Origin of the sequence: Paenibacillus sp. FSL R5-192, assembly GCF_000517845.1 — a bacterium.
Lineage (GTDB): Bacteria > Bacillota > Bacilli > Paenibacillales > Paenibacillaceae > Paenibacillus > Paenibacillus amylolyticus.
Genome location: NZ_ASPR01000049.1, coordinates 201,449 through 215,383, shown reverse-complemented (window position 1 = coordinate 215,383; position 13,935 = coordinate 201,449). Strand labels below are relative to the sequence as shown.

At 48.7% G+C, this 13,935-nt stretch carries 9 protein-coding genes; all 9 read left to right on the top strand.

The features are described from left to right. Positions 1-30: 30 nt before the first annotated feature. Complete coding sequence (gene fumC / locus C161_RS26145; RefSeq protein WP_017688147.1) at positions 31-1,419, top strand: class II fumarate hydratase; 1,389 nt, start codon at positions 31-33, stop codon at positions 1,417-1,419. 176 nt (positions 1,420-1,595) lie between these two features. Next, entirely contained in the window at positions 1,596-4,340 is a 2,745-nt protein-coding gene (locus C161_RS26140; protein WP_036673767.1) for a CHASE3 domain-containing protein, read from the top strand. A 221-nt stretch (positions 4,341-4,561) separates the two neighbouring features. After that, positions 4,562-6,184 (top strand): PucR family transcriptional regulator, encoded by a 1,623-nt coding sequence (locus tag C161_RS26135; protein ID WP_036673765.1) that lies wholly within the window; start codon positions 4,562-4,564, stop codon positions 6,182-6,184. A 239-nt stretch (positions 6,185-6,423) separates the two neighbouring features. Beyond that, positions 6,424-7,929, top strand: a complete 1,506-nt coding sequence (pucL, locus tag C161_RS26130) for a factor-independent urate hydroxylase (RefSeq protein WP_051449954.1) — start codon at positions 6,424-6,426, stop codon at positions 7,927-7,929. After that, a complete protein-coding gene (uraH, locus tag C161_RS26125; protein ID WP_036673764.1) occupies positions 7,929-8,306 on the top strand; it encodes a hydroxyisourate hydrolase in 378 nt (125 codons plus the stop codon). The genes pucL and uraH overlap by 1 nt, the downstream gene beginning before the upstream one ends. A 43-nt stretch (positions 8,307-8,349) precedes the next feature. Next, positions 8,350-9,753, top strand: coding sequence for an allantoinase AllB (gene allB, locus C161_RS26120; RefSeq protein WP_036673762.1), 1,404 nt, complete (start codon positions 8,350-8,352; stop codon positions 9,751-9,753). Then, a complete protein-coding gene (locus C161_RS26115; RefSeq protein ID WP_051449953.1) occupies positions 9,750-11,057 on the top strand; it encodes a Zn-dependent hydrolase in 1,308 nt (435 codons plus the stop codon). Before allB ends, C161_RS26115 begins: the two co-directional genes overlap by 4 nt. Before the next feature lie 6 nt (positions 11,058-11,063). Beyond that, complete coding sequence (locus C161_RS26110) at positions 11,064-12,305, top strand: pyridoxal-phosphate-dependent aminotransferase family protein (RefSeq protein ID WP_036673761.1); 1,242 nt, start codon at positions 11,064-11,066, stop codon at positions 12,303-12,305. Further along, a complete protein-coding gene (gene ggt / locus C161_RS26105; protein ID WP_036673760.1) occupies positions 12,299-13,894 on the top strand; it encodes a gamma-glutamyltransferase in 1,596 nt (531 codons plus the stop codon). Before C161_RS26110 ends, ggt begins: the two co-directional genes overlap by 7 nt. Positions 13,895-13,935 lie beyond the last annotated feature (41 nt).

The window sequence follows — 13,935 nt, the reverse complement described above, 5'->3', positions numbered from 1 at the left end:
CAAACCATCTTTTTGGAGGAGGACAAGCAAGTGGAATACCGCATTGAGAGAGATACGTTAGGCGAAATGAAAGTACCAGCCGACAGGCTGTGGGGAGCTCAGACGCAGCGCAGCAAGGAGAACTTCCCGATTGGCAATGAACATATGCCGATGGAAGTTATCCGTGCCCTTGCCATTTTGAAAAAAAGTGCTGCGGCCAGTAACCATAAATTAGGTAAATTATCTGCGGCTAAATCCGATGCTATTGCTTATGCAGCAGACGAGATTATTGCAGGCCGAATTGATGACCATTTCCCACTGGTAGTATGGCAGACGGGGAGCGGAACACAATCCAATATGAACGTGAACGAAGTGATTGCCAATCTGGGGAACCAACTGCTGGAGCAAAAGGGCAAGGAAGAGCGTCTGCATCCAAATGATGATGTGAATATGTCCCAGAGCTCCAACGATACATTCCCGACGGCTCTGCATGTTGCAGGTGTTCTGGCTGTTGAGGATCAACTCTTGCCGGCCATTGCGGTATTAAAAGCCACTTTTGCAGACAAGTCGGAGGCATTCAAGGATATTATCAAGATTGGACGTACTCACCTCCAGGATGCAACACCAATTACGCTTGGTCAGGAGATCAGTGGTTGGGAAGCCATGCTGGGCAAGAGTGAGCGTATGATCCGTGAAAGTGTACAGTATCTGAAGGAGCTTGCAATTGGCGGTACAGCTGTCGGAACGGGCATTAATGCGCATCCGGACTTTGGGGACTTCACTGCCAAGGAGATTGGCAAACATACGGGGAAAGATTTTGTATCTGCACCAAACAAATTCCACGCACTTACAAGTCATGATGAAGTTGTGTATGCGCACGGTGCGGTTAAAGCGCTTGCAGCTGATTTGATGAAAATTGCCAATGATGTCCGCTGGTTGGCCAGTGGCCCTCGTAGTGGATTGGGCGAGATCCGTATTCCTGAGAATGAGCCAGGCAGCTCCATTATGCCGGGTAAAGTCAACCCAACTCAGAGCGAGGCCATTACTATGGTGGTTACGCAGGTCATGGGTAATGATGCAGCGATTGGTTTCGCGGCAAGTCAGGGTAATTTTGAGCTGAATGTATTCAAACCGGTTATCATCTATAACTTCTTGCAATCCGTGCAACTCCTGGCGGACTCCATTATTGCGTTTAATGACAAGTGTGCCGTAGGCATCGAGCCTAACCTGGATCAGATTGAACATAATCTGAACAACTCGCTTATGCTGGTTACAGCGCTCAATCCGCATATTGGTTATGAGAATGCAGCCAAAATCGCGAAGCTCGCGCATAAAGAAGGTTTGTCCTTGAAACAGGCGACGTTACAAACAGGCCTGCTTACCGAAGAGCAATTTGATCAATATGTCGATCCGGCCAAAATGATCGCTCCAAAGGCCTAAAATCAGCCGAAATGAGCAATATAGATCACTGAAGAGGACGACCTGCACAAGCAGGTCGTTTTTCTTATGATTATCGATGAACTTAAAGCTTGTCAGACTATACGTATACATATAAACTACATATGCACCAGTTTTAATTTAATTATGGGATTCGTATATATTTGGAGGTTTCCGCGTTGTCAAAAACGAGAAGATTTACGATACGCTCCAAAATTTTATTGGGCTATCTTGTGGTTGTGCTTTTGTTTGGAGCTGTTCTGTTAGTGCTTACGGCCCAAATTAATGTGTTACAGAAGGAGAATGATTTTATCTCCCATCATGATCTGGAAGTACATAATCTGACCAACGCGATTGAAAAAAATGTCTTGAACATGGAGACAGGACAGCGTGGATTCATGATTACAGGCAATGAAAGTTACTTGGAGCCTTATTCCCAAGGCCTATCCCAGTGGAGTTCCAACTATGATCAGTTGAATGCTCTCATTAGCGATAATCCTTCACAGCAGCAGAGTCTGCAAAGCATCAAAGCTCATATTACACGCTGGATTGAGATTGCTGGGGAGCCGTCGGTGGACTTGAAAAAGCAAGGGGATCAAGCGAAAGTTGTTGCATTCTTTGAATCTGATCCGGGTAAAACTGAAATTGATCTACTGCGCTCGCAACTTACAACCTTCCGTAACACGGAGATCACTCTGACCGAGGCGAGGGTGACTGAACTTGCCAGACGCAGTTCCACACTGCTGACGATTATGTACACGTTGTGGGGTATTATTGCAGCATTATCCATTGCAGCCGCGATTGTGATATCCGGAAATATCGTCAAAACGTTGCGAGATGTTATGCAGACCATCAGTGATATCTCCAAAGGTGGAAACCTGAAACAGCGGATTCAGGTGCGCACACATGATGAAGTGGGAGACCTGGGCCACGAAACCAACAAATTACTGGATGAAGTACAGGAACAGAATCGGGTCAAGGACCAGATTACAGGCATTGCCACACTCTTACAGAACCCGACCAATCTGGAAGGATTGTCCCGCTTGTTCCTGAACGAGCTAGCCATGTTGTTTGAAGTTCCCTATAGCGTCTTATATTACTGGAAAGACAATCGACTGCTGCGCTTGGCTGCATATGCTGGGGATGGAGAGAAAGAACGTTCGCTCGGTAAAGTGTCGCTTGCTCCGGGTGAGGGGCTTGTAGGTCAAAGTGCTGTGGAGAAGCGAGTTTTACGCATGAATGATCTGCCCCAGAATTATATCCGAATTTCTTCGGGTCTTGGGTATACATCTGCCACATCACTTACTGTAGTACCGGTCCTGTTCGAAGGCAGAACGATTGCGGTAATCGAGCTTGCTTCAATGAAGCCGTTGCAAGAGAATGATATGAAGCTGATGCAAGAACTGACGGATATTTTTAGTGTTTCCCTACACTCTACCGTCACTCGCATGGAATTACAGCAATTATATGATGAGTCACAAGTTCTAAATGAAGAATTACAGGCACAATCGGAGAAACTTCAGGCTCAGACCGAAGAGATGCTGTCTCAGACGGAGGAACTGCAGATGCAGACCGAAGAGCTTCATATGCTGAACGATCGTCTGGAAGTACAGAAGAGTGCTGCAGAGACATCAGCCAATGAACTTTCGGTTGTGGCAGATCAGTTACGAACGAGCTCGGGGTACAAATCCGAATTCTTGGCGAACATGTCCCATGAACTGCGGACACCGCTCAACAGCATGTTGATTTTATCTGAGATATTGTCTGAAAATAAAAATCAACACTTGAATAGTGAAGAGCAGAACTATGCTTCAGTCATTCACAAATCAGGAAAAGACCTGCTGAATCTGATCAATGATATTCTGGATCTATCCAAGGTGGAAGCCGGACAGATGGAAGTGGATTTCGATGATGTCTATCTGGGCAGTGTTCCTGAAGTTATGAACCAGTATTTCCTGAAAACAGCGGAACAGAAAAAAATAGATTTCCGGATTCAGCTCCAAAGTCCTTTACCGGAAACGATCGTGACGGATGAGATGAGATTGCATCAGATTCTCCGAAACCTGCTCTCGAACGCATTCAAGTTCACCAGTGAGGGTGAAGTTGCCTTAACCATCTCCAAAATGAGTCTGGCTCATCCTGAATTGAAAGATCAAGAGACCGACGTGATTGCTTTTTCCGTCAGTGATACAGGAATCGGAATTGCGGAAAGCAAACTTCTACAGATCTTTGATGCATTCAAACAGGCGGATGGAGCTACAGCACGTAAATACGGGGGAACCGGACTTGGCCTGTCTATCTCTCAATCGCTTGCGAATTTACTGGGGGGTTCAATCTCGGCAACAAGTCGTGAGGGGCAGGGCAGCGTGTTCACGCTATTCCTGCCACTGCGAAGAGATGAACCTGAGACTATGAATGCATCGCGGTTGTTCCTGAATGAGGTGGCTACCACTACACCTGAGATCAATAAGCTTCCTTCTATCACTTCCGGACAATCGGATGTTTTATTGACACCTCTGGAAGAAGCGTTGCTCAGCGGACGCCAAGTACTTGTCGTTGATGATGATATACGTAATGTATATGCCCTGGCTAACGCCCTTGAGCAATACGGTATGAATGTCATTTCAGCGCAGAACGGGTACGAGTGTCTGGAATTGTTGGAGCGTGGAGGAGTCAAACCTGATATCATCATGATGGATATTATGATGCCGGAACTGGATGGTTATGAGACAACTCGCCAGATCCGTGAACGACTTGGTCTGACTCAGCTTCCGATTATTGCGCTGACAGCCAAGGCCATGAAAGAGGATCGGGAGAAATGTATTGCAGCAGGTGCTTCGGACTATCTCAGCAAGCCATTGAATATCAAAGATGTATTATCCCGTATGAAATTATGGATGAATCACGAAACCATGGAAATCTGATCTAAAAACCTATGCCGATTACAGGAAATTGCGCTGTAATTAGGTCATAGGTTTTATTTTTTTGCCGTGTAAGCTTTATTCAGAAAAATGATGTTATAATACTTAACAACAAATAAAAGTTGAACGCATAAATATGGATTTAATTAGAAAAATAATGCGAAATTTAGTTTCGTTAACCAGAATGACATAATATTGTGTTATATATATGGGAGGTAGTGTCCATGCAACTTACGGTTAAAGAGGCTTTACAGGTATACCCGTTGTCAGAGGCCAAACTGGTTGCGGGTGGAGAAGGGACTTCACGGATGATGAAATCCGTTAATGTCATGGACGCTCCTGATATCGCGGATTGGATCAAATCCGGAGAAATGTTGTTCACCACCGCTTTTATTATGAAAGACAGTGAGACGGATGCACTGCGTTTGATGCGACGTTTGAATGAACGCGGCTGTGCAGGACTCGGCATCAAGCTGGGACGTTTCTGGCAGTCCATTCCCCAAGGTATTGTCGAAGAAGCAGATCGACTTCGGTTGCCACTCCTTGAACTTCCTTTTCAATTCACCTTCTCCGACCAGATGAATGCCTTGTTCAAGGCTGAACATGAACGTAGCAACCGATTGCTGCATGAAGTCGTGCAAAAGCAGAAAAAATTAATGCAGTTTGCACTGCAACAGCAGCCACATCGGAATGTGTTCGCCGAACTTGCCACGGTGCTGAACTATCCGCTTGCCGTCATTGGTTCACGTGGGCATGTACTGTATGGTAGTGAAGGCATTGCAGGGGATGCTGTAACCCAAGGCTGGCCTTGGAAATCCGTCATGCACCGAGTGAAATGGAATCAGGGGAGTTGTCATCGCGTACCGATCAAGCAAAATGATGAAGAGTACGGGGCGTTGCTTGTGTTTACGGATTCAGCCCTATCGCTTCGAGCAGAGGAAGAGCTGTTTCAACAGGCTGCCGATGTGCTGGCATTTTATATGGATATGACTTATCGTGAGCATATTAATCCGACTGTGCAAGATGAGATGCGTACACTGCTTTCACAGTATCTGGATAACAAAATGACTGTTCAGGAATTGACCACTTTGAGTGAAAACAAAGGTGTACATCTGTTCCAGGGAACCTATCAGTGCGTATTGATTACACTTGAGCCGACTCTGTTTGCCGAGGGAAAGCTACTTAAACAGATTCATCGTGAGTTGCAATACAATCCGCTGATGCAATTCACGGCCTCACAGCATTTTCAGATTGAGGATGGCATTCTGTCCATCTACACCTGTCCAACAGGGCGAGATTATGGAGAGGAGCTGTCGAGTTTTCTGTTGAGCCGTTTCGGTGATGTTCTGGCAGCCCAAGAAGCGAAAGGGGCACCGGCTCCACGCTTCTGGATCAGCAAAATGAAACATGAACCCAAATCGCTCCGTGAAGCATACCAGGAGTGTCTGGATACACGACAACTGGCTCGTCGATTTGGTATGAAAGACCGTGCGTTGCAATTTGAAATGCTTGAATTTGCCTATGTGTTTCAACACGTACCGGATAACATCATGGAGAACTACTGCAACAAAGTACTTGAACCGTTACTTGCCAGGGACGGTGACCCCAATCAGGTATTGATGAATACATTGGAGTCCTTTATCGAAAATGATGGACTGATCAATGAAGCTGCCAAACAACTGTTTGTGCATCGCAACACGGTCACTTATCGGATGGAGAAAGTCGGCAGCTTGCTGCAAATGGACTTTAAGAAAACGAATGATCTGCTTAAGTTAAAGCTGGTATTCACCTTCCGCAAGTTCGTGCGGGACAAAGCAGCTGCAAGACCGCACAATGTCCAACTCTAGACCGCAAATTGTGCAACATGACAATGCTAGCGGGTTAGACCCCCAAGAACCGCATTCCGTTGATGGAGTGCGGTTTTTTCATGTTTAAGGGTAACAAAAGCTGATCTTCCCGTGCACAGCAAACAAATCACAACTCTGATGTTATGTTATATTACAAAATTGCGTAAATATTGTTGTCGCGACATTGAACGGCACTTAGAATGAAGAACAATAATCCACAACAGACCGGAGGTTCTAACATGAGCGACTTAATTAAACTTGTTAACAACTGGTCTATCACACAGTTTGTGCATGCGTTTGGCGGCTTATTTGAGGAATCACCATGGGTGGCTGAGCGTTCCGGGCTTTCACGACCTTTTGATTCATTTGAACAGATGATGAAAGTGATGAAAAACGTGGTTCAGGCATCGGATGAACAGGTGAAGTTGCAGTTGCTTCGAAATCACCCGGATCTTGGAGCACGAATCAGCATGAGCAGCAGCTCCGTTCAGGAGCAGGCTGGTGCAGGACTTGATTCACTCTCACAAGAGCAATACAACGAACTTCAACAATTAAACAAAGCATATACGAGCCAATTTGGCTTTCCTTTCATATTGGCCGTTAAAGGCCATACCGCAAGCTCCATCCTCGAATCCATGAGACAACGTCATCGCCGAGGCAGGGAAGAAGAATTCGAGACTGCATTGAAGGAAGTATTCAAAATTGCGGGCATTCGCTTGGAGCAGTGGCTTGCACAGATCGGTCATGAACATGAGTTCGTGAGCAAGCGAGCCGCAGTGCAGCAGCGGACGATGTATTACGGCAAAGGGGATGTGTGGATGTACCGTTCCTACGCCAAACCGTTGACGGGGATACAGTCCATTCCGGAATCTCCTTTTATGGGACGCAGCAATATTCTGTTTGGATTAAACATCAAGGTGGCTGTGCAGGGGGATGAATTCTTGCCTTCTTTTGCAGAAGGGGATAATTCGCTGGTGGTCGCAACCGATTCGATGAAAAATTTCATTCTCAAACATGCAGCGGATTACACAGGAGCGACGGTGGAAGGATTTCTTGCGCTGGTAAGTCGGCGTTTCCTGGAGACGTATCCGCAGATGAGCAAGGTTCAGATGACAGCGGACCAGATTCCGTTTGAAGATATACCCATTGGATTAGAAGGAAGTTATCGACCGAGTGCGCTCGTATTTCGTTATTCGCAGAATGATCGGGCGACAGCTGCCGTGGAAGCAGAACGATCAGGAGACTCGATTGAACTCAGCAACCATTTCAGTGGTGTAGCCGATCTGAGACTGATCAAGGTCAAAGGCAGTGAATTTGCCGGATTCATGCAGGATGAATATACCACTCTTCCAGAGACATGGGATCGACCGTTATTTATTTTTCTGAACATCAATTGGCGTTATGAAGATCCGAGAGATGGCATGGACGATCAGCGTGGACGGTATGTAGCGGCGGAACAGGTCAGAGATTTGGCTGCTGCGGTATTTCATGAGTGTCGATCCGCTTCCATTCAACATCTGATCTACCAGATTGGACGAAGGTTGTTAAGTCGATTTGAGCAACTGAGTGAGGTTTCATTTGAGTCCAACAATCGGACATGGGAGACAGTGCTGGAGGAAGTAAAAGAGGGGGAAGGCAAAGTGTTTACCGAGCCGAGACCGCCATATGGATTCCAGGGTTTCTCGATGACAAGGGATGATCTGGGAGCAGACGGCCGTGACTCCGGGAAAGCAGGTGACGTCTAATGGCGCTGTCTGATGGACGAATTACAACTCATGTGCTGGATACATCCAAAGGCGTGCCTGCTTCCGGTGTTCGGATCGAGCTGTATACCCTGAAGAGGGATGGAGAACAGGAAAGCAAGACAAAAGTGGCTGAGTCGGTGACCAATGCGGATGGACGTTTGGAGGCACCGCTGCTGGATGGAGGCAAGTTGGAGTCAGCCATATATGAGCTTCAATTCCATGTCGAGAGTTATTACGCACAGCGTTCGTTGGAGGAGCTAGGCCAGGCATTATGGACGATTGTTCCGATTCGTTTTGCCGTATCAGATGCATCAAGACATTATCATATTCCGTTATTGATTGCTCCAGGGGGTTACAGTACATACCGGGGAAGCTGAACATGCACACATCCGGTTCTGATTCAGGAGGAGGGTCATACACATGACAACATTTGATACCATCATCCGGGGGGCCCGGGTGGTGCTGAGAGATCGGGTAGAACAACTGGATATTGGCATAACTGGTGAAAAAATAACGGAACTATCCACGCGCCTGACCGCTGGTGAAGCGACTTTCATCATAGAAGCTGAGGGGCTTACAGTGATGCCGGGTGTCGTGGACATTCATGTACACTTCAATGAACCCGGACTCGCCAGTTGGGAGGGATTTCGATCGGGTTCGGCAGCTCTTGCCGCAGGTGGAATCACGACCTATGTCGATATGCCGCTTAACGGCGTACCACCAACCACAAGGCCGGAAGCGTGGGAGATGAAAAAGAAAGCAGCCGCAGACCAATCCTATGTTGATTATGCGTTCTGGGGAGGCTTGGTTCCCGGCAATCGTGGTGATCTTGCTCCACTGGCAGGGTTGGGTGCTGCCGGATTCAAGGCATTTATGTCCGAGCCAGGTGGAGATGGGGAAGATATTTTTGCCAGAGCCGATGACCATACGCTATTGGACGGGATGCATGAACTTGCCAAATTAAACCGTGTGCTGGCACTTCATGCAGAGGACGAAGGCATGGTTGCCGAACTCGGCGTGAAAAGCATTGCAGAGGGAAGGACTGGACCGATGGACTATGTCCAGTCCCGTCCTGTGGAAGCCGAAGTCGTCGCGGTTGCGCGGGCATTGAGATACGGTGAACAGACCGGGTGTGCGCTGCATTTTGTGCACATTAGCACCCGGGAAGCCCTGGATCTAATTGCAGAGGCTAAACGGCGTGGGCAAGACGTCACTTCGGAGACATGCCCTCATTATCTGACGCTGGTCGATCAGGATGTGGTCCGTTTGGGTGCTGTAGCGAAATGTGCTCCACCACTTCGTAGCTCTTCCGAGCAGGAGCAGTTATGGGAAGCACTGACTTCGGGATTGATTGATGTTATTGCCTCAGACCATTCGCCATGTCCGCCATCCATGAAACAATCCGATAGCTTTTTTGAAATCTGGGGAGGTATATCCGGAGCGCAAAGCACACTGCTGATCATGCTGGAGGACGGACATCTTCAGCGTAATATCGACCTCCCGTTGCTCGGAAGAGTACTCTCCCTTCAGCCTGCCAGAAGGCTTGGTCTGGAGAGTAAAGGGGAGATTGCAATTGGCAAGGATGCAGATCTGGTCCTGATTGACTGGGAGAGAAGCACAACCCTGAACACGGAGGATCTGCTCTATACGCATAAACAGAGCCCTTATGTGGGACGTACATTTAACTGTCAGATTGCAGACGTATTTTGCCGTGGGCAACGGGTATATAACTCGGAATCCGGATTATCTCCTGTGCCTCTCGGGCAACACATTGTGGCTTACTCTTCTAGTCCCATCGAAGCGGGAATGGAGGAGACGCCATGACAGAATCTGGAGTATACCGGTCATCCGGTACCAATAATGCACCTCTTCCTTTGCCGGATGTGGAACAGGTGGAGCTGCAAGCCATGCTTGACTGGCTGTCGACATATGGTGCGGATGCACAGGGCGGCGTCACACGACTGTTGTATGACTCGGCTTGGTGTGAAGCACAAGGTGCCCTTGCAGCCAAAATGCAGGAGAAAGGGCTGTCTCCCGAATTTGACCAGTCCGGTAATCTGTATGGCACACTCAAGAGTGAGGGTAAGGAATCAGCGACTGATACTGAAGAATTACCGATTGTGACCGGATCACATATAGATACTGTGGTGTATGGCGGCAAATATGATGGTGCTTACGGTGTGGTGGCGGGAGTCCTGGCATTGGAGTATTTGCAGAAGCATTTCGGAGCACCGAAGCGCACACTTCAAGTGGTATCGTTATGCGAAGAAGAAGGAAGTCGATTCCCTTTTGCGTATTGGGGTTCACGCAGTATAACAGGCATAACGGCTCTGGAAGACGTAGAACATTTGAAGGATCAAGACGGCGTTACCTTTACACAAGCGATCCGGGATGCGGGTTTTGGACCCGATAGTGCATATAGACCTGCCGCGAAAAATTACGGTGCCTTTATTGAGCTTCACATTGAGCAAGGTCAGGTTCTGGAACGTCTTGGACATTCGATTGGAGTTGTATCCGATATCGTAGGTCAGAAGCGGTTCAGTATTACCGTAAGCGGGGAAGCGAATCACGCAGGAACGACGCCGATGTCCTGGCGCAAAGACGCACTTGCCGGAGCAGCCGAGATGATTGCTTCGGTACGGAGTATTGCATTAGATGTAGGAGAACCACTCGTAGCCACGGTTGGGCGAATCACGGCCGATCCGGGTGTTGGGAATGTGGTTGCAGCACGGGCGGTGTTTTCACTCGATATCCGCCATATCCGGCAGGAGAGTATTGATCGTTGCTGGCAGGAGATGCTTCAGGCGTTTAGTCGCATTGCAGCTGAGCAGCAGCTCGGACTGGACTGGGAAGAACATCTGTCGGTGACACCCATTCCTATGAATGCGAAGATGATCTCGGACATTCAAGATATCTGTGAACAGGAGCAATTGTCCTATTGGCCAATGCCAAGCGGCGCGGGACATGATTCGCAGATTTTTCAGCCGGCTTGTCCGACGGCCATGATCTTTGTGCCGAGTCAGGACGGTATTAGTCATAATCCACTTGAATATACAGCTGAAGCAGACCTGATGCACGGTTTTCAGGTTCTGGTCCGGCTACTCTATAAATACGGTTACGGGAGTTGAATGCAGATGTCCAACTATAAAGAGTTATCTCCGTCCTTGCGGACCATTATGACCCCGGGACCCGTTGAGGTTGATCCGCGTGTGCTAAGAGCATTATCTTTTCCGATCCTGGGGCAGTTTGACCCGGAGTTCACATCCTTGATGAACGAGACAATGGCGATGCTGCGAGAGCTGTATATGACAGATAACGAGTGGTGTTATCCAGTTGATGGTACATCCCGTTCAGGGATAGAAGCTGTGTTGGTCAGCCTAATTCAGCCCGGTGACAAAGTTCTCGTTCCGATCTACGGGCGATTCGGACATCTGCTGGTTGAAATCTCGGAACGTTGCGGTGCAGAGGTTGTCTTTTTTGAAAAGGAATGGGGAACGGTATTTGATCCGGAAGAGGTGATCAAGGCGATCCATACCCATAAACCAAGTCTGGTTGCGATGGTTCACGGTGAGACTTCCACCGGACAGATGCAGCCCCTTGCCGAGATTGGCAAAGCCTGTCGTGATCTTGATATTTTACTCGTTGTGGATGCTGTGGCTACCATTGGTGGGACTCCGGTGGAGACGGATGCGTGGCATCTGGATGCGGTAATGGGTGGTACGCAGAAATGCCTGTCTGTTCCTTCAGGGATGGCACCTCTCACATACAACAGTCGAGTGGAGCAGAAACTGATGAGCCGCAAAACAGTTGAACGCGGACTGCGAGATGCAACCAGTGCGAGGGCAGAAGGCCGCACGATTGCCAGCAATTATTTTGACCTGAGCCAATTGCAGGATTACTGGAGTTCAGCACGGTTGAACCACCATACAGAAGCTACCTCCATGCTCTACGGTCTTCACGAAGGATTACGTATTCTGCTGCAAGAAGGATTGGAGGCAAGGTTCCAGAGACATCTGGTGAATGAACGTGCGTTGGTCGCTGGAATTCAAGGAATGGGACTACAGTTGTATGGGGATATGTCAAGCAAACTTCCGGTAGTCACCTGTATCACCATTCCGGAGGGGATTGATGGTGAGTCGGTGCGCAGCATGTTGCTGAACGATTTCAGCATTGAGATTGCCAGTTCATTTGGACCGTTGAAAGGGCAAATCTGGCGGATCGGTACAATGGGATTCAGCTGCCAACGCAAGAACGTACTTCATGTGCTGGGAGCGCTGGAAGCTGTTCTATTACGTCATCGTCATGTACTACCTGCCGGTGAAGCAGTGCAGGCCGCATTGGATGTGTATGCAGGGAAGGAGGGTGCCTTATGTTAAACCAGATGCCAATCTCCAGGGAGGTCATGGTTACTACTCCTCATTATCTGGCGAGTGCAGTTGGAAGTTCTATCCTCCAGCAGGGCGGGAATGCTTATGATGCTGCTGTTGCGGTCAGTGCAGCTCTGGGTGTGGTATATCCGCATATGACCGGACTTGGAGGGGATGCCTTCTTCCTGATTCATGATGGAGCCAGCGGTGAGATTACCGCCTATAACGGAAGTGGCCGCTCAGCCGCAGGCATTCATGCGGATACGTTCAAAGCGATGGGCATGAATGCCATCCCTCAGCGCGGAGTGCTTAGTGCCATTACGGTTCCGGGAATGGTGGATGCCTGGTGGGAAGTCTGGTCCCGGTACGGTAAGTTACCGTGGGAGCAGTTGCTTGAACCTGCCGCGCAGTATGCGGAAAAAGGATGCCCTGTATCCCGTAATCTCCGCCTGTGGATGGAAAGGGATGAAGATTTCATTATGGGCCATACACCGCTGCGAGCGGTATTTGCGCCTTTGGGTACACTTTTGCAGGAAGGTGAACTGCTGATCCAGCCTGATCTTGCTGCCTCCATTCGTCTGATTCAGACGGAAGGGCGAGATACTTTTTATACAGGAGAACTCGCGGATCGTCTGACTTCAGCTATTCGTGAGGATGGGGGCATGCTTGCCCCAGCAGACTTTGCAGGCCATCGTGGCGAGTGGGTGAAACCGGTCAGTACGGGGTATCGTGGCTATGAAGTTCATCAGATGCCGCCCAACTCGCAGGGATTCTCGATGCTGATGATGTTAAATATGCTGGAGCATACGGATCTGTCCTCTGTAGCACGTACCTCACCGGAATTCTATCATCTGATGGCGGAAGTGGTGAAAAAGGCGTTTCGTGATCGTGATCGTTATCTGACAGACCCGGATTTCAGGGATATTCCGCTGGATCATCTGTTATCCAAGGGTTATGGAGACCAACTGTGGAATGAGATTCAGTCTGCTCCACCTGTGGCACAACCGTTTTTGTCCAAAACAATAGGTCAGGACACGGCGTATGCAGCCGTTGTTGATAGCGAAGGCAATGCCGTTTCGTTCATTCAAAGCCTGTATTTTGACTTCGGTGCAGCGTATGTTCCGGGGGATACGGGAGTTATCATGCAGAACCGGGGGTCGTTTTTCTCCTTAGATCCGAGGGATGCCAACGTACTGGAACCGAACAAACGCTCATTCCATACCCTCATGCCGGGCCTTGTTACACGAGATGGCAAACCATATATGCTCGTGGGTACACAGGGAGGAGAAGGCCAGCCGCAGACACAATTATCGGTGCTTACCGGAGTGCTTGATTACGGGCTGAACATCCAGGAAGCAATCAGCCTGCCGCGTTGGGTGTATGGGCGTACCTGGGGCGAAGAAGGCGATACGATGCGTGTGGAGAACCGATATCACGATGACGTATGTGCAACGCTTGCCCAATGGGGACATAACGTTGAAGCGAGAGCACCGTGGGACGGCATTATGGGACAGTCGCAAGGCATTGTCATTCGTGAGGACGGCATGATTAGCGGCGCAGCAGACCCTAGAGGCGATGGTATGGCAATAGGATGGTAACAGCTAAATGAACACTTATAAGTTCAACTAGATATATACAC